The sequence below is a fragment of the Chryseobacterium sp. C39-AII1 genome (genome assembly GCF_039672645.1).
Classification (GTDB): Bacteria; Bacteroidota; Bacteroidia; order Flavobacteriales; family Weeksellaceae; genus Chryseobacterium.
Map to the genome: position 1 here is coordinate 343,113 of NZ_JBDFPQ010000002.1, position 18,365 is coordinate 361,477.

At 36.8% G+C, this 18,365-nt stretch carries 16 protein-coding genes; 9 read left to right on the forward strand and 7 right to left on the reverse strand.

Going from position 1 to position 18,365, the window contains the following annotated elements; all coding sequences use genetic code 11:
* Window positions 1-25: 25 nt before the first annotated feature.
* Window positions 26-1,051 (reverse strand): rod shape-determining protein, encoded by a 1,026-nt coding sequence (locus tag ABEG63_RS04375; protein WP_027381028.1) that lies wholly within the window; start codon window positions 1,049-1,051, stop codon window positions 26-28.
* A gap of 394 nt (window positions 1,052-1,445) precedes the next feature.
* On the opposite strand from ABEG63_RS04375, the gene hemA reads away from it, so the two are divergent.
* From hemA to hemE, 6 genes are read left to right on the forward strand one after another with little or no spacing between them, the layout of a single operon-like run.
* Window positions 1,446-2,720: a glutamyl-tRNA reductase gene (hemA, locus tag ABEG63_RS04380; RefSeq protein WP_346583247.1), complete on the forward strand. Its 1,275-nt coding sequence runs from the start codon at window positions 1,446-1,448 to the stop codon at window positions 2,718-2,720.
* Window positions 2,707-3,615: a hydroxymethylbilane synthase gene (gene hemC, locus ABEG63_RS04385; RefSeq protein ID WP_312391923.1), complete on the forward strand. Its 909-nt coding sequence runs from the start codon at window positions 2,707-2,709 to the stop codon at window positions 3,613-3,615. Before hemA ends, hemC begins: the two co-directional genes overlap by 14 nt.
* A gap of 27 nt (window positions 3,616-3,642) precedes the next feature.
* The gene (locus ABEG63_RS04390) at window positions 3,643-4,224 is read left to right on the forward strand and encodes a DUF1287 domain-containing protein (RefSeq protein WP_346583249.1); all 582 of its coding nucleotides are present in this window, start codon (window positions 3,643-3,645) and stop codon (window positions 4,222-4,224) included.
* A 12-nt stretch (window positions 4,225-4,236) separates the two neighbouring features.
* On the forward strand, window positions 4,237-4,893 hold the full coding sequence (locus tag ABEG63_RS04395) for a peptidoglycan recognition family protein (RefSeq protein ID WP_346583251.1): 657 nt from the start codon (window positions 4,237-4,239) through the stop codon (window positions 4,891-4,893).
* Complete coding sequence (locus ABEG63_RS04400; RefSeq protein WP_346583252.1) at window positions 4,893-5,564, forward strand: uroporphyrinogen-III synthase; 672 nt, start codon at window positions 4,893-4,895, stop codon at window positions 5,562-5,564. Before ABEG63_RS04395 ends, ABEG63_RS04400 begins: the two co-directional genes overlap by 1 nt.
* A gap of 54 nt (window positions 5,565-5,618) precedes the next feature.
* Entirely contained in the window at window positions 5,619-6,656 is a 1,038-nt protein-coding gene (gene hemE / locus ABEG63_RS04405) for a uroporphyrinogen decarboxylase (protein WP_346583253.1), read from the forward strand.
* 105 nt (window positions 6,657-6,761) lie between these two features.
* Here hemE and ABEG63_RS04410 read toward each other — a convergent pair whose 3' ends face one another.
* The 6 genes from ABEG63_RS04410 to ABEG63_RS04435 all read right to left on the reverse strand — a co-directional run bounded on the left by ABEG63_RS04410 (window position 6,762) and on the right by ABEG63_RS04435 (window position 13,704).
* Complete coding sequence (locus ABEG63_RS04410; protein WP_346583255.1) at window positions 6,762-7,394, reverse strand: nitroreductase family protein; 633 nt, start codon at window positions 7,392-7,394, stop codon at window positions 6,762-6,764.
* 165 nt (window positions 7,395-7,559) lie between these two features.
* Complete coding sequence (locus ABEG63_RS04415; RefSeq protein ID WP_346583257.1) at window positions 7,560-8,780, reverse strand: cysteine desulfurase; 1,221 nt, start codon at window positions 8,778-8,780, stop codon at window positions 7,560-7,562.
* Window positions 8,781-9,191: 411 nt separating this feature from the next.
* Window positions 9,192-9,833, reverse strand: coding sequence for a 50S ribosomal protein L25/general stress protein Ctc (locus ABEG63_RS04420; protein WP_346583259.1), 642 nt, complete (start codon window positions 9,831-9,833; stop codon window positions 9,192-9,194).
* Window positions 9,834-9,889: 56 nt separating this feature from the next.
* Window positions 9,890-10,828: a ribose-phosphate pyrophosphokinase gene (locus tag ABEG63_RS04425; RefSeq protein WP_267403319.1), complete on the reverse strand. Its 939-nt coding sequence runs from the start codon at window positions 10,826-10,828 to the stop codon at window positions 9,890-9,892.
* Between the two features lie 85 nt (window positions 10,829-10,913).
* A complete protein-coding gene (locus tag ABEG63_RS04430) occupies window positions 10,914-12,458 on the reverse strand; it encodes a G-D-S-L family lipolytic protein (RefSeq protein ID WP_346583260.1) in 1,545 nt (514 codons plus the stop codon).
* Between the two features lie 10 nt (window positions 12,459-12,468).
* The gene (locus ABEG63_RS04435; RefSeq protein ID WP_267403321.1) at window positions 12,469-13,704 is read right to left on the reverse strand and encodes an outer membrane protein transport protein; all 1,236 of its coding nucleotides are present in this window, start codon (window positions 13,702-13,704) and stop codon (window positions 12,469-12,471) included.
* Window positions 13,705-13,978: 274 nt separating this feature from the next.
* On the opposite strand from ABEG63_RS04435, the gene ricT reads away from it, so the two are divergent.
* Genes ricT through ABEG63_RS04450 form a run of 3 tightly spaced genes read left to right on the forward strand, consistent with a single transcriptional unit; the run spans window position 13,979 to window position 18,302 of the window.
* A complete protein-coding gene (ricT, locus tag ABEG63_RS04440; protein ID WP_346583262.1) occupies window positions 13,979-15,460 on the forward strand; it encodes a regulatory iron-sulfur-containing complex subunit RicT in 1,482 nt (493 codons plus the stop codon).
* The gene (locus ABEG63_RS04445; protein ID WP_312391848.1) at window positions 15,453-15,917 is read left to right on the forward strand and encodes a gliding motility lipoprotein GldH; all 465 of its coding nucleotides are present in this window, start codon (window positions 15,453-15,455) and stop codon (window positions 15,915-15,917) included. The genes ricT and ABEG63_RS04445 overlap by 8 nt, the downstream gene beginning before the upstream one ends.
* A 6-nt stretch (window positions 15,918-15,923) precedes the next feature.
* Window positions 15,924-18,302, forward strand: a complete 2,379-nt coding sequence (locus ABEG63_RS04450) for a transglycosylase domain-containing protein (RefSeq protein ID WP_346583264.1) — start codon at window positions 15,924-15,926, stop codon at window positions 18,300-18,302.
* Window positions 18,303-18,365 lie beyond the last annotated feature (63 nt).

The window sequence follows — 18,365 nt, forward strand, 5'->3', positions numbered from 1 at the left end:
AGATGTGTATTCGTAAAAGTTAGTATTATTTAATTAAGAAATTGAATTTATCCATATTCTTAAGTGCGATACCTGTTCCGCGAACTACAGCTCTCAACGGATCTTCTGCAACAAATACAGGAAGACCAGTTTTTTTGTGTAATCTATCCGCAAGACCTCTCAATAAAGCACCACCACCAGCAAGATAAATACCTGTTTTGTAAATATCGGCTGCCAATTCCGGAGGCGTAAGAGAAAGAGTTTCCATTACCGCATCTTCAATTCTGATGATCGATTTGTCTAATGCTCTTGCAATCTCTTTGTACCCGACCATGATTTCTTTTGGCTTCCCAGTGATAAGGTCTCTACCTTGTACCGGAATATCTTCGATATCTACATCAAGATCTTCAACAGCAGAACCTACTTCGATTTTAATTCTCTCAGCCGTTCTTTCTCCAATGTATAAGTTGTGATGAGTTCTCAAGTAATAAGCGATGTCATTTGTAAACACGTCACCTGCAATTTTCACAGATTTGTCACACACGATACCTCCCAAAGCTACCACAGCAATTTCTGTAGTACCACCACCTATGTCGATAATCATGTTCCCTTCAGGTTTCTGAACGTCGATACCAACTCCTATTGCCGCAGCCATTGGTTCGTAGATCAAACGCACTTCTTTAGCGTTTACTTTCTGAGCAGAATCTCTTACCGCTCTCTTTTCAACCTCAGTGATACCAGAAGGAATACAGATAACAATTCTCAACGCAGGTTGAATAAATTTACCTTTAATTCCAGGAATTTTTTTGATAAATTCTTTAATCATGTGCTCAGAAGCGTGGAAATCTGCAATTACCCCATCTTTCAACGGGCGAATCGTTTTAATATCCTCGTGAGTTTTACCCTGCATATGCTTCGCCTGCTCCCCGACGGCAATCGGCCTACCCGTAGAACGCTCAATTGCAACAATTGACGGCTGATCTATAACAATTTTATTATTATGGATAATTAGGGTGTTGGCAGTACCAAGGTCTATCGCAATTTCTTGCGTAAACATATCGAATAAACTCATATTTTCCTTCTGATTTTTTAAAGATTTACAAAGATATAAATTTAAGGCTACTAAAGAAATTCCACAAGCATATAATTTGGTTAAAATTTTATTAAAATTTCTAATATTCTATTAACTTTTACTTTAGATATTTACGAACTTTGATTTAAACTAAATTTAACATTCGCCCTGTAGAGAATTAAATCTGCTAAAAAGCAGGTAAATTTAATGATAAGATAACGCCTTTATCCTTAAATTTTTTAACAAAAACTAATAAAAATTGCGATGCTTAAATATCAAAAATGAAATTGCGCTTTCCGCTATTTAGAACCATCCCAAAATAGTTTTTTACGATAATTATCATATACAGTATCAGAAAATAATTTATTAAAAAAGATGTAAATTTGCCCCGCTTATGTTACAGTATTCCAACATACATCAAACGTCGAATTTTGCCGTACTTTCTATTAGCTACGAAAAAGCTGATGTAGAAACGAGAGGTAAATTTGCTTTCTTTGATGAAAACATCAAAAACTTTGTTACCCGAATTCATAATGAAGATTTAGGGGATGCATTCGTGGTTTCCACATGTAACAGAACCGAAATCTACACCACTTCTCCCAATTATCTTTTAGTTGCCGAAGAATATTGCAAAACCATTGGCGTAAATCTGATGGATTTTCTTCAGTTTGCCAATATTTTAACAAAAGAAGAAGCGCTCACCCATCTATTCAGAGTGGCGGCAGGTCTGGAAAGCCAGATTATTGGAGATTTCGAAATTATCGGACAGATAAAAAAAGCATACGCACGTTTCAAAAAAGAAAGAAAAAATTCTAATCCTTATTTGGAGCGATCTATCAATTCTGCGATTCAGATTTCAAAAAGAATAAAAAACGAAACGGGAATCTCCAACGGAGCAGCTTCTGTTTCTTACGCAGCTGTTCATTATATTTTAAATAGCCAGAAAAGAATTGCCGAGAAAAACATTCTTTTATTAGGCGTTGGGGAAATCGGACAAAATACGGTTGAAAATTTGGTAAAACATGTTTATCAGCCAAAAATTAAAATTGCCAACAGAACTCAGGAGACGGCGGCCAAGATTTCTGAAAAGTACAATATTCCGAATATTAATTATGCAGATTTTGATCAGGAATTAAAAAGCACCGATATTCTTATTGTAGCTACCGGAGCTAAACACCCGATTGTTAACAAATCTCACTTCCCGAACGGAAAAGAAACTTTGGTAATTGATCTTTCAATTCCGAATAACGTTGAAAAAAATGTGACGGAAAATGAAAATGTAACCTTGATTGATGTTGATGAACTTTCAAAACAAATTCAGGAAACCATTCAGCAAAGAGAAAAAGAAATTCCGAAAGCAGAGAAGATCATCAAGGAAATGACGAAAGACTTTCTGGAATGGGAGAAAAAAAGAAAGCTGGCACCAAATATTCATCATTTCAAAGCGGTTTTAAAGAATATGGAACGCAACGAAATGCACAATTTTTACAGAAAAAATAAATACATAAACATCACGGACATGGAACTTTCCGACAAAATGATTCAGAAAATCACCAACCGTTTTGCAAAATATATAATAGATAATCCGTTAAAAGCCGAAGAAATTAGTAAATTAATGCACGAAATATTAGTTGAACAACCAAACAACGAATTCAATGAAAAGCATTAGAATCGGAACCAGAAATTCCGCACTTGCCCTTTGGCAGGCGAGAGAAGTTGCGAGGCATCTTCAAAATAATAATTATTTAACGGAAATTGTTCCTATTGTATCTTCGGGTGATAAAAATCTTACTCAGCCGCTTTACTCTTTAGGAATCACGGGAGTTTTCACCAGAGATCTTGATATCGCATTACTGAATGACGAGATCGACATTGCTGTGCATTCTCTAAAAGACGTACCTACCGTACTTCCCGAAAAAATAGAACTGATTGCTTATCTGGAAAGAGATTTCCCTCAGGATGTTCTCATCAGAAAAGAATCTGCAAAAAATAAAGAATTCCACGAGCTTAAACTGGCAACAAGCAGCTTGAGAAGAAGGGCGTTTTGGCTAAAGAATTTTCCGAATGCTGAATTTTCTGATATCCGTGGAAATATACAGACGCGTCTTCAGAAGCTTGAAGATGGCGATTTTGATGCAACCATCTTATCTTTGGCGGGTATCAAAAGAATGAAAATGGACATTGATCATGAAATGCTTCCGTTTTTAATTCCGGCGCCTTCACAAGGAGTAATCGCAGTTGCAGGACATTCAGACAAACCTGAAATTAACGAAATCCTTAGCTCAATCAACCATAAGCCAACCCAAATTTGCGTAGAAATGGAAAGAAATTTCCTGAATACGCTGGAAGGCGGTTGTACAGCACCAATTGGGGCTTTTGCTGAGATCTTTGAAGATCAGATTCGCTTCAAGGCGGCACTTTGCTCATTAGACGGTAAAAACTGCATCGCGACTGATGAAAGTTTCGTTTATAATGAAGAAGAAAATTTCGGGAAAAAGTTTGCAAAAATTGTTCTTGAAAATGGCGGGAAAGAATTAATGGCTGAGATTAAAAGCCAGATTTAAAATCATTGACCTTAAATTTCGTGCATAATGAGAAAGTATTTCACTATTCTTATCATTATATATTGTGCTTTTACTGCTAAAGCGCAAAATCAGTTTGCTCAGAAATTATCTGCCGCAGCGTTAAGCTTAACAAAAGACAAGGTTTCATACGATCCTGCTTATTTCGTCATTAATTATCCGAACGGAGATGTTCCGAAAGATAAAGGCGTTTGCACCGATGTTGTGATTCGGGCATATCGAAAATTAGGAATTGATCTTCAGAAGGAAGTGCATGAAGATATGGCGAAAAATTTTTCAGCCTATCCGAAAACCTGGGGACTGAAAAAGCCGGATACGAACATCGATCATCGCCGAGTTCCGAATTTGAGAATTTTCTTTGCTAAATTTGGAAAATCAAAGTCAATAGAAACCAACCCTGAACTTTATGTTCCGGGAGACATTGTAACCTGGCTTTTACCCGGAAATTTAACCCACATCGGAATTGTGGTGAATAAAAAATCGGCAGACGGGAAAAGATATTTAATTGTACATAATATCGGCGCCGGACAGGTGATTGAAGATTGCCTTTTTAAATTCACTATTACCGGGCATTATCAATATCCTAAATAAGTTAATAAGTTTATGAAGAATATTATTTGCTTTTTATTTTTATCGATCGTAGGTTTTACATACGCTCAAAAAGGTGATCCCGAAATTATTAAAAAGCCAATAAATTATTCTTCCGAAAGGGTAAATTTAAGCATCGATTATCTTAAATCTCATTATAATATTACCCAAAATACAGCAACCATTTCGCCAAAAATGATCGTTCTTCATTATACAGCGGGCGGAACGGTGGAAACCAATTTTAAATATTTTAATAAAACCCATCTAGAAAGCGCCAGAAATACTTTGAAAAAACAAAGTACGCTGAATGTTTCCTCACAATATATTATCGACAGAGACGGAACGATTTATCAGCTGATGGAACCCAACATGTTTGCGAGACATACCATTGGTTTAAATTATTGCGCTATCGGGATTGAAAACATCGGAAGTAAAAAACAACCACTCACCGAACAGCAAATTACCGCCAATGCGCAATTGGTAAGATATTTAACCAAGAAATATAATATAGAATATCTCATCGGGCATTCGGAATACGGAGCTTTCAGAAATTCCAAGCTTTGGAAAGAGACAGATCCTAATTATTTCACCATAAAAGAAGATCCGGGAAAAGATTTTATGAATAAAGTAAGACTTTTAGTCTCCGATTTACATTTAAAAGACAAACCATAATGAAGATTTTATTTACCAAAAATATAGACCCAGCTGTTATCTCTAAATCTTTGGGAGAAGAAGTTTCGGTTGATTGTGTTGAGGTAATTAAAACCACTCCTATGCAAGTGGATTCATTTGATCTTAAGAACCATTCTCTAATCTTTACCAGTGTAAACGGCATTATTTCTTTTTTTAAAAACGGATTTCATCCCAATGAAGATTTTACGGCAAAAAATTACAATAAAATCTATTGCGTTGGCGAAAAAACAAAACGTGAACTCAGAAAACACGGTTTCGGAACTTTTAAAGTATTAAAAAACGCGGAAACACTTTCTAGATTTATCATCGGAAACTGCCAGCACGAAAGCTTTATTCATTTTTGCGGAAACTTAGCGATTAACGTGCTGGATAATGACCTTCCACTGCAAAACATTCAATATAAAAAAGTTACCGTTTACAATACCGAAGAAACCAATCCTATAATAACTGAAAAATATCATGCTGCTGTATTTTTTAGTCCGAGCGGAGTTCGTAGTTTTGCAAAACAAAATTCTCTACAGGATATGATGCTTTTTTCGATTGGCGAAACCACTTCCCAAGAGTTGAGAAAGCATACTTCAAAACCTGTTTTTACTTCAGAAGGAAACAATTTGACTTCCGTTCTGGATCTGATAAAAGGGAAATTGTAAACAAAAATTGATATATTTTAATTGTCATTCTTGGCAATATTAGTCTAATAAGTTATGATTAAAAACGACCTGTATTTAAAAGCACTTCGCGGAGAAACCGTAGAAAGACCACCCGTTTGGATGATGAGACAAGCCGGAAGATATTTGCCGGAATTCATTGCGCTGCGCGATAAATATGATTTCTTCACAAGATGTCAGACTCCGGAATTGGCTTCCGAAATCACGGTACAACCCATCAGAAGATACCCTTTGGATGCTGCGATTTTGTTCTCTGATATTTTGGTAGTTCCGCAAGCGATGGGGATTGATTTCAAGATGAAGGAAAACGTGGGTCCTTGGTTGGATAATCCGATCAGAACAATGGAAGATGTGCAAAATGTTGCAGTTCCGAATGTGAATGATACTTTAGGCTACGTTTTTGATGCGATTGAACTGACTTTACAGAAATTAGACAACGAAATTCCACTGATCGGTTTTGCAGGTTCACCTTGGACGATTCTTTGCTATTGCGTAGAAGGAAAAGGAAGTAAAGCTTTTGATATTGCTAAATCTTTTTGTTTCCAACAACCGGAAGCGGCACATTTGTTATTACAGAAAATTACAGATACTACAATTGCTTATTTGAAGAGAAAAGTTGAAAAAGGTGTTTCTGCCGTTCAGGTTTTCGATTCTTGGGGCGGAATGCTTTCTCCGGCTGATTATCAGGAATTCTCTTGGAAATATATCAACCAGATTGTTGAAGCTTTAAGCCCGTTGACACACGTTGTAGTTTTCGGAAAAGGATGTTGGTTTGCTTTGGAAGATATGGTACAATCTCCGGTTTCAGCTTTAGGTGTTGACTGGACGATTAAGCCGGAATTTGCAAGAACACTGACGAATCATACGATGACGCTTCAGGGAAATTTTGATCCTGCAAGATTGCATTCGACTCCTGAAACCATTAAAAAAATGGTGACGGAAATGATTAACCGTTTTGGAAAAGACCGATATATTGCAAATTTAGGACATGGAATTTTACCAAATATTCCTTTGGAAAATGCAGAAGCATTTATCCGAGCGGTGGTGGATTGGAAACCAACTACGCAGTTTTAATTCTCGCAGATTTTGCAGATGACGCAGATTTTTTTTTCTTACATAAAATACAACCACCCTTTCAGTAATTGAAAGGGTGGTTTCTATATGTAAATTAATTAATAATTAGTTGATTTCAGTAATGAAATCTTCTTTCGGTTTTCTCACTTTCGTAAGGTTTACCAGCCAGTCATTCGAAGCGTCTCTGTAACCAATTGGCAACAACAGAACACTTTTCAGACCTTTTTCTTTTAAGTTTAAAATAGCATCCACTTCTTCAGGGACGAATCCTTCCATTGGCGTTGTATCTACCTCTTCGAAAGCTGCTGCGATAATTGCTGCTCCAAAACCAATATAAGCTTGTTTTGCTGCGTGTGTGAAGTTTTCTTCAGCCGATCTTTGAGGATACATTCCCAATAACATTTGTCTGTAATTTTCCCAGCCTTCGTTTTTGAAACCTCTGATATCATTGGTTAAATCAAACATTTTATTGATTCTTTCTTCCGTATAATTATCCCAGGCGGCAAAAACCAAAAGATGCGAGCAATCCGTTATTTGTGGCTGATTCCAAGCGTGAGGTCTGATCTGCTCTTTAATCTCCTGATTCGTCACCACGATGATCTCGAAAGGTTGAAGACCGCTTGAAGTAGGCGCTAATCTAGCCGCTTCCAATATTTTATCCACTTTTTCCTGTGGTACTTTTTGACCGTTCATTGCTTTAGTGGCAAATCTCCAGTTTAGCTTTTCAATTAAATCCATATTTGATATTTAGACTGAACAAAATTAAATCAAGTCTTACAACTACAGAGAATAAATTTTCAAATTTTATTAATTGTTAATATCTATTATTTAAAATCAATCTAAACAACATATTAAAACAAAAAGCTCCTAAATATCAGGAGGTCAATTTATATAATCATTGTTTTATGATAACATTTTCTGAGCTTTTTTCACACCTTCCACCAGCAAATCAATTTCATTGAAAGTATTATAAACCGCAAAACTTGCTCTTACCGTTCCTGCAATATTAAAGAAATCCATAATTGGCTGTGTACAGTGATGTCCAGTTCTTACAGCGATACCTAGTTTATCTAAAATCATTCCGACGTCAGAAGCAATTCCGATGCCTTCAAGATTGAAAGAAACAACACCTGTTCTATTGGCTTTTTCACCGTAGATTTTAATTCCTTCAATTTCTAAAAGTTGTCTTTGGGCATATTCCAATAAAGCATTTTCATGATTTTGAATATTTTCCTGCCCTACTTTCTGAATGAAATCAATTGCAACTCCTAAAGCAATATTTCCACCTACATTTGGTGTTCCTGCTTCGAATTTGAAAGGAAGTCCTGCATACGTTGTTCCATCAAAAGAACACGTTGCAATCATCTCTCCTCCTCCATGGAAAGGCGGTAAATCTTCAAGAACCTCCTCTTTTCCGTATAATACACCAGTTCCCATCGGAGCGTACATTTTATGCCCTGAAAACACGAAGAAATCGCAATCCATTTTTTGAACATCAATCGTAAAGTGAGGGGCAGATTGTGCACCATCGATAACGATATATGCGCTTGTATTTTTTCTTGTTTTTGCAATGATTTCTTCGATCGGGTTTACAATTCCCAATGCATTTGAAACCTGATTAACAGAAACAATTTTAGTTTTTTCACTTAAAAATTCATCAAATTTATCTAATTGAAGAATTCCGTTTTTGTCGATTGGAATTACTCTTAGTTTCGCTCCGGTTCTTTCACAAAGCATTTGCCACGGAACGATATTCGAGTGATGTTCAAGATAAGAAATGATAATTTCATCGTCTTTTTTTAATTTTTGCGTTAAAATATAAGCGATGAGGTTTAATCCTTCTGTTGTTCCTTTCGTAAAAATGACTTCGAAATCATGTTTAGCATTAATGAATTTCTGAATCTTTCTTCTTGAAAGTTCCATTTCTTCGGTTGCCAATTGACTCAAAGTATGAATTCCTCTATGTACGTTGGCGTTAAGCTCTGTATAATATTGATTCCAAACTTCTAAAACGGAGTTCGGTTTTTGAGATGTTGCTGCATTGTCTAGGTAAACCAACGGCTTACCGTTCACCTTCTGATCTAATATAGAAAACTGACTTCTGATTTCCTGAATGTCAAACATTTATTACAATTTTAAATTAAAACGCTCTTATTTAGAACACTTCAAATTTACGGCTTTTTTTCGGATTGTAGTTGAGAGTTGCTTGTTGTAAGTTGATAGAAAGATTCGATGTGAAATATACTTTATATATTTAACGCTAAAGGTTGCTAGAAATGGATAATTTTATTGTGAATATTTACGTTCGCAAGGGCGTTTTACTTAGCGAATGATAGCTATGAATTTTTTTTAACTGAAATTGTTATTTTGAACACTAAGAGCACAAAGATTTTGATTACTTTATGTTTTTTGGTTCACAAAGGCGTTTCACTTATAAAAGGGTTCGTATTATTTTGAAGTGAAATATTTAATTTTTAATCATAAAAAAAACCTGCCAAAAAATTGACAGGTTTCATATTTTCAAATAAGTAATTCTTATTCTGCTGCAGTTTCTTCTGCTGCCGGAGCTTCTCCTTCAGCTGCAACTTCATCTTCATCCTCATCATCCTGAGCTGCTGCCCCACCTTTCATTGCATTTCTAGACATCTTAACAGCTACAACAACTGCATTGTCTGGGTGCATGAAAGAATATCCTTCAGTTTTGATACCTCCGATGTAAAGTTTGTTACCAATTCTTAATGGAGTAACATCTACAACTACCTCATCTGGCAAGTTTGCAGGAATAGCTTTTACTTTCAATTTTCTGAAAGACTGACGTAAAACACCACCAGCTACAACACCTTTAGAACGACCAGTGATTCTTACAGGAACTTCCATAACAACTGGCTTATCGTCAGCTAATTGATAGAAATCAACGTGAAGAATTTTGTCTGTAATTGGGTGGAACTGAATATCTTGAAGAACAGCAGGAATTACCTGTCCGTCGATTTCAATAGATACCGTGTGTGCTTCTGGAGTATATACCAAACCTTTGAAAGCTCTCTCTTCAGCAGAGAAGTTCAATGGTTCTGCACCTCCGTAAACAACACAAGGAACTAATTCAGCATCACGTAAAGCTTTTGTAGACTTTTTGCCCACGCTTTCTCTTTTTGTACCTTGAATTGTAATAGATTTCATTTATAAAAAATTTAAAAAATTGTTTCAATTTAAATTTGCAAACTTCTAAATATCAATTAAATAACAAATTTACTGCTAATTGATTGATGCTCATGAACCATCTTCATAACGTCCGCAAATAATGGGGCGCAAGATAGCACTTTTATTTTAGATGACAAATTATTTTTCACAGGAATTGAGTCAGTTACAATAACTTCCAATAATTTTGAGTTCTCAATATTATCGTAAGCCTTCCCTGAAAGCACTCCGTGAGTAGCCATTGCTCTTACCGATTTTGCCCCTTTTTCCATTAAGATATCTGCAGCTTTGCACAATGTACCCGCCGTATCAATCATATCATCAATAAGGATCACGTTCTTTCCAACTACATCACCAATAAGGAACATTTCTTCTACAACGTTTGCCTTTTTTCTTTCTTTGTAAGCAATTACTACATCTGCACCAAGGTGTCCCGCATAGTTTTTCGCTCTTTTTGCACCTCCCATATCCGGAGAAGCGATGGTAAGATTTTCAAGATTTAAATCTCTGATGTAGTCTACGAAAATTGTAGATGCATACAAATGATCTACCGGAATTTCGAAGAACCCTTGGATTTGGTCTGCGTGAAGATCCATCGTCATTACTCTTGTTGCACCTGCAGCAGTCAGAAGATTTGCCACCAATTTCGCTCCGATTGGGGCTCTTGGTTTGTCTTTTCTGTCTTGTCTTGCAAGTCCGAAGTAAGGAAGTACTACTGTGATGCTCTTAGCAGAAGCCCTTTTCGCAGCATCAATCATTAAAAGAAGTTCTAACAAATTGTCTGCTGGAGGGAATGTAGATCCGATTAGGAATACTCTTCCACCTCTTACAGATTCGTCTAAAACGGGTTCAAATTCACCGTCGCTGAACGTCTGAAAGTTGATTTTTCCTAATTCTTTCCCATAGTGATGGGCAATTTTTTCTGCCAAGTCCTTACTCGTTCTTGTGCAAAATAGATAACTTAACTGATCGGCCATTTTTACTTTTTAAAAGATTTTGCAAATTTAAAAAAAAACCACAAGAATCTATCCTGTGGTTTCTAAGTTTTTATTTTATCAATTATTACGGGAATTTTATACCTGAATAATTGTTCGCATTTACCTGTGGTAATGTAGATTTATAAGTCGCGTTGATTGATTTTATAAATTCATTGGCAATAATAGCATACCCTCTACCGGTAAGGTGAACTCCATCTAAAGAGAATGCACCACCAGTTACGAAACTAGCCGTATATTTCACACCATCCCAATAAACTCCAGATTTAGAACCAAGCTCGTTCATTTTCTTATTAGCATCCACAAAAGCATATCCTTTTGAAGCCGCTGCAGCCTTAATAGTCACATTATAAGCATCAATAGCTGTATTGATATCTGCAATTTCAGAAGGAATCAAAATGTATTTATCGGCAAACGGATAAGCAACTCCTTTTGCAGAAAGCGCAGCTAAAGCAGTAGGTTCAGCTTTTCCAATTTCTGCTTTTGTTGTTAAAGGAACCAAATCTCCAGCTTTTGCCTGTCTTGCCTGCCCGTAAGTATTCCCAAGATAAGTAGCCAAAGCCACCAACTGAGCATTTCCTGAAGCAGCCGCAGCAGCCGTAATCTGAACTTTAAGATCTGGCAACGTTTCATCTTTAATCAACAGAGGATTTGCCGCTGTTTTAGAAAGAGGTTTAATTCTGTCTCCAGCTCCAAATGCTGTTAAAATTTGATTTAAAGGCCCGTATAAACTTGCATTTAAATTATCAATATTCGCTTCTCCGGCCGCAACATTTCCGTTACCTAAAACTGCAGCAGTTAAAGGATTTGTAGGAATTGTAGTTAATGAAGGAATAGACGTCACACTAGGAATATTAGCAACAACTCCTTTCGCATTAGTAGTCGCAATTTCAGCAATCAAAGCATTATAATATTGAGCAAACATCGCCGGAGGAGTTAATGTTTCAACAGAAGGATCTGCTCCTGCTAAAGCATATAATAAAGCATCGTTATTCCCAATCCATAAAGAAAAGAATGTAGGACTTTGCTTCTTAAAATCAGCAATAACCGAAGTTGTTGGAGTGGAAGCAAATCTTACAAAATAAGGATTCGCAGTTTTCGCAATTACCCCCGTTACATTTCCGTATCCCGGAGCTAACAAATGCGCCACTTTCGCTCCCGGAACTCCCATATTATTGAAAGGCCCTGTAAGAACCGTATTCGTTAACGTAGTTGCAACATTATTATTAGCATTTTTTAAATCGGGCGAACCGTTAATAAAACTGTCAATATAAAGTTTAGTATTTGCAATCTGAAGATTGGTGCTTCCACCAACATTTAAAAGCAAACCTCCGTTATTATCCGGCATCATAGGCTGCTTGAAATCTCCACCGCCTACTAGTTTCATCTGCTGGGCAATCATGGAAGGGTAAGATTCATTCTGCCCGTCTGCATAGAGCGCTCCGTCTCTGTAACCTGACGTCAAAGAGTTTCCTAATGCTACATAGGTTTTAAAATCTGCTTCACCCTTACTTACAACAACATCTTTTACGTCTGTATCAAAATCATGCTCGCAACTCGTTGTGAATAGTAACGCAGAAACAGCGATTGTAGAAATTATAATTTTTTTCATAGTCTTTCAATTAAAAAGGGTTATAAGATAAACCTAAACCTACATAAAATGCAGTCGCTGTGGATTGTCCGTAAAATCCTAAGTTCGCATTTTTTACATCTCTTGCCTGAGGCATTGCATATCCTCCTGCTAAATCTACTCCGAATTGTTTCAATTTAAATCCAACACCACCAGTAATTACATAAGTATTATAAGAAGGTGTTTCAGGAATGAAATTCTCTTCGGTGTACGGAGCTTCATCATAATAAGCACCTAAACGACCATAGATCATATCTGTGAATGCATACTGCGTTCCTAATCTGAATGTTTTAGAATTCTTAAAGTTTTTAGGAGAAATAGACTTCGTAGGATCTGATGGTGAATTTCCAACAGGAGCCTGACCAAAATCTAACGTCAACTGACTGTATCTTTCCCAACCGTGGTAATTAAAATCTGCCGAAACCAACCATTTTGGTGTAATTTTATAGGTTAAACCTACCGTATATTCTTCTACCAAAGGCAAAGTTGCGGTAAAACTATCTTTCCCTGATGCATCTAAACCTAATAATGGATAAATTGTAGATGTCGGGAAGCTGAAGGTAGCCTTTCCGTCTTTAGCCTTCATATCAACTGGTGAACGGTAAGCAATACTTACATCCAATTTAGGATCTGGTCTGAAGTAGAAACCGAATCCATAACCGTGTCCGCTGGCTTTGCTGTCAAGATTTAGCTGTCCTCCGAATTGAGTAATAGCCTTATCCCATTTCACATCTCCTCTTGCATAGATATAGCTTGCCCCAAACGCAAACCATTCATTGAATCTATAAGAGATCATTGGCTGGAAGAAGAAACTTTTAAGCTCTAGCTTCTGCACCATTTCTTTTCCTTCCCAATCTGATGGATATTGTATTGTACTACCAAAAGGTGTAGAAAAACTAAAACCAACAGATAATTTGTCTACTGGTCTGTAGGCAATTGCAGCGTAAAGCGGAGTTCCGATAGGATTATCCGTTTCTGTACTTTGTAGCGTATTCGTATTTTGGAAAGTCACTTTGTTACCTGCCGCAAAACCTCCTACCGCTATACTAAACTTGGAAGGAATGAAAGACATACCCGCCGGGTTGAAGAATGCTACACTCGCATCCTCAGCATGCGCACTCGTGTGTGCCATTGCCAATTGCTTTACCCCTTGCAAAGATACCCTGAAGCCTCCCGCGTAAGATAAAACACCCGCCAATAATGCAGTTGATACTAAGATTTTTTTCATAGACTATTATTATATAACCCAAATATAAAATTATTTTAGTTACACCTGTTAATAAATCTTAAATTTTTAAACATTATAGCCAAAGAAAATTATGTTTAAAATAATATCTATGCTTGAATTACACCTAAAACAATCATTATTAAATATTTAATAAAAATTAAGTTAATACCCTTATCAATTGTTTAATATTAAACAATTGAGTTTCTTAATATTTGATTATTTTAGACCTCATAAAGATAAAAATCATAAATTTGCAAGATTAAATATATAATATATGAGTTGTGGATGTAAAACATCCGGCGATTCTGCACATTCTTGCGGTCCCAAGAAAACCGCGAATGGCTGTGAAAATGTAAATACCTGTGGTAATAGTTATAAATTAAGTGTTTTTGACTGGCTTTCTAACATCAACAATCCCGCATCGAACAGGTGTGATTTTGTGGAAGTTAGATTTAAAAATGACAGAAAATCGTTTTATAAAAATGTAAATAATATCCCATTACATATAGGTAGTGTAATAACAGTAGAATCTAGCCCCGGACATGATGTAGGTGTGGTAAGTCTCACCGGCGAATTGGTAAAGATTCAGATGAAAAAGAAGAAATTTTCTGAAGAATCTGCCCTTAAAATATACAGACAGGCCAACCAAAAAGATCTTGAGGTATGGCAGGAAGCAAGAAAAAAAGAAGACAACGTAAAGATCGACGCAAGAAAGATAGCTCACAGGCTGGGTCTTGAAATGAAGATCACAGATGTTGAATATCAAGGTGATGCCTCTAAAGTTACGTTTTATTATACCGCTGATAATCGTGTAGATTTCAGAATGTTGATTAAAGAATATGCGGGTGCCTTCCGTACGAAGATCGATATGAAACAGATCGGTTTCAGACAGGAAGCAGCGAAAGTAGGCGGAATCGGATCTTGCGGAAGAGAACTTTGCTGTTCTACATGGTTAACAGATTTCAGATCGGTAAATACCAATGTGGCAAGATATCAGCAATTGAGCATCAATCCTCAAAAATTGGCTGGGCAATGTGGTAAATTGAAATGTTGTCTAAACTACGAATTAGACAGCTATTTGGATGCTTTAAGCAACTTCCCGTCTTCATCCACTATGTTGGATACTGAGAAAGGAAGAGCTTTTTGTATTAAAATCGACGTTTTCAAAAAGAAAATGTGGTTTGCCTATGTAGATAGCTCTATGGCTTGGTATGACTTTGATATTGATTTGGTTAAAAAACTGATTGCTAAAAATAAAAGAGGCGAGAAAACGCTTCCTCTTGAAGATTTAAAGCAACCGGATATTCCTTTGGCAACCATCGATTTGATTCAGGAAAACAGTGTTGACCGATTCGAAAAGAAAAACAGAGGAAATAACAAAAATAGAAATCAAAACAGACCGAACAATAATCAGAATAATCAAGGTCAGCAGCAAGGTCAAAATAGAAATACAAGACCAAATAACCGACCTGAAAGACAAGAGCGTTCAGAAAGAACCGATCGTCCTGAGAGAGCTGAAAGACCAGAAAGATCTGACAGACCGGCGAAACAACCTCGTCCGGAAAGACAGGAGAAACAGGACAGACCGGACGCGAATGCTCAATCCAACAATCAGCCAAGACAGCAAAAGCCTCAACAGCCGAAAGCTCAAGTGGAAAAGGTAGAAACAGCGTCTTCTGATTCTGAGAAAAAACCAAATCCAAACAAGAAAAAATTCAAAAAGAAGTTTCCTCCAAAAAAAGATAATAATGCGTAAAATTTTAGGATTATTTACCCTTATCCTTTTCTTTAGCTGTAATTCTTCCTCAGAAGGAGAAGTAACGATGAATTCCGTTGATAATAAATGGGATAAGAAGAGTGAACAAAAATTTAATCTTGAAATTTCAGATCCGCAGAATCCTAAAAATATTATATTTGTTGTAAGAAATAACAATGAATATCCTTACAGCAATATAAGATTCATTGTCAATTTCACGAATCTTCAAACGAAGAAAAAAGAGACCGATACAATGAACTATGTTTTGGCTAAACCCAACGGAGAATGGCTTGGTACAGGATTTGGTGACACGAAGGAAACTCTTTTTCAGTATAAACTGAATTATAAATTTCCGGCAAAAGGAAAGTACGAGATTGGCTTGGTACAGGCCATGAGAAACGATAACCTTCCCGGAATTGAAGATATTGGAGTAAAAATAGAAACGGCTAAACCGTAACCCTACATGGAAGTAAACAAACAAAATGCCGGAAGCAAAGGAAAAAAATTTCCGCTTCCTCCTAAAAAAAAGAAAGACAGCTCCTGGAAAAAGTGGGTAAGGCTTGTATGGCTTGGGCTCATTGTTGTAGTTTTAGGAATTTCAGGACTTTTCTTTGCGGTTTCCCAAGGTTTTCTTGGAGAAATGCCCGATGTAAAGGAACTTGAAAATCCGGACATCTACGTTGCCTCGGAGATCTACTCTTCAGATGGTAAGCTTTTAGGTAAATTTGAGAAAGAAAAAACTCAGCCGATTACTTATAAAGAGCTTCCACCGTTTTTGGTTTATGCATTACAGGCAAAGGAAGATGAGCGTTTTAAGGAACATTCAGGAGTAGATTTACAATCTGTTGCCAGAGCCGTTGTTTATGGAGGTAAACGAGGTGGTGGTTCTACTATCACTCAGCAGTTGGCGAAATTGCTTTTCACTGGAGGAGCTTCTCAAAACAAATTCCAAAGAGCTTTCCAAAAGCTTAAAGAATGGGTTGTGGCTGTAAGCCTTGAGAAAAGATATACCAAAGAAGAAATCGTAACTTTGTATTTCAACAAGTTTGACTTTTTATACAATGCAAACGGGGTTGAAATGGCTTCAAAAATATACTTTAATAAAAAGACATCTGAACTTACTTTACCTGAAGCAGCCATGTTTGTGGCCATGCTTGAAAACCCGGTAAAGAACAACCCGATGAGAAACCCGGAAAGGGCAAAAACCAGAAGGGATGTTGTATTAGATCAAATGTTGAAAACAGGATATATCGATCAGGCTACTTTTGATAAAGCATCGGCTACGCCTATCGCATTAGATTATCACCCGATCAAAAATATCAGTGATGATTATTCTGCTTATTATAAGTTTTATCTAAGAAAAGAGATTGATAATTATCTTAAAGATTACGAAAAACAAACCGGTAAAAAATTAAACCTTTACAAAGACGGTTTAAAAATATATGTGACGCTTGATTCTAAAATGCAGAAGTATGCAGAAGAAGCAATCCGTGAACATTTAACAGATCTTCAAAAAAGATTTGATGCCGAACAAAGAGGCAGAAAAAACAGACCTTTCTATTACCTAACCAATAAACAGGTAAACGATGTAATGACTCAGGCGATGAAAAGAACCGGGCGTTACAAGCAGTTGAAAGCGGCAGGAGTTTCTGAAGATTCAATCTTATTGGAATTCCATAAGCCAATCAAAACATCTCGTTTCACTTGGGGTGGAGAAGAAGAGGTTGAAATGTCTCCTTGGGACTCTATCAGATATCACAAACAAATTGCTCAGGCAGGTTTGATGTCTATGGTTCCGGGAACTGGTGAAATTAAAGCTTGGGTTGGAGGTATCGACTGGCAACATTTTCAATACGATCACATCAAACAAGGAAAAAGACAGGTTGGTTCCACATTCAAACCTTTCGTATATGCTACAGCTATTATGAAACTAGGAATGACACCTTGTTCAGCAGTTTCCAACGCAACTTACGATCATAAAGGATGGCACGTTCCGGGAAGAGGGGGAATGTTAACTTTAAAAGATGGTTTAGCACACTCTCAAAACCCGATCGCAGCAAGGCTTATCGAAATGACAGGTGTTGATGCAGTAATTCAAACGGCAAGAGATTTAGGAGTAACGGAAGACATCCCTAGAAACAATACAATTGCATTAGGTTCGTCAGATATTACAATTTTTGAAATGCTTGGTGCTTACAGTACGTTTGCCAACTATGGTAACCACAATAAACCGGAAATGATCTGGAGAATTGAAGATGCCAATGGTAGAGTGATTAAAGAAGTAAATGTAGAACCGAAAGAAGTAATGAATCCGCTGTATGCTTACACGATGATCGAATTGATGAAGGGTGTGGCACAATACGGAACAGCTTCCGGAGAATTGGGAAGAAGAGGAATCTCAAAAGCAGTGGAAATTGCAGCAAAAACAGGTACTACACAGAACAACTCCGATGGTTGGTTTATGGGGATTACTCCAAAACTAGCAACAGGAGCTTGGGTAGGCTGGGAAGACAGAGCAACCCACTTCTTTGGAACCGGTGAAGGTCAGGGTGCGAAAATGGCATTACCAATCTGGGCGATCTATATGAAAAAAGTCTGGGCAGATAAAACACTAGGCGTTTCACCAGACGATAAATTCATCAAACCATCTGAATGGAAAGACGGCTGTTCAGGATTAAAAGGAATTGGCGGAGGTTATGGAGACGATGGAGGTCTTCAGACAATCGACGAGATCAAAAATCCGAGACCCGTAGATCCTATTCCGAAAAATAATTCAGGTAAAAAAGAAGACAACGTAAACGAGAATTTAAACACTTCTGAAGAAATAGATTTTAATAAATAAATTCTCTTTTAGAAATACATCAGACCTTTCAAACAAATTGAAAGGTCTTTTTTTATTATCACT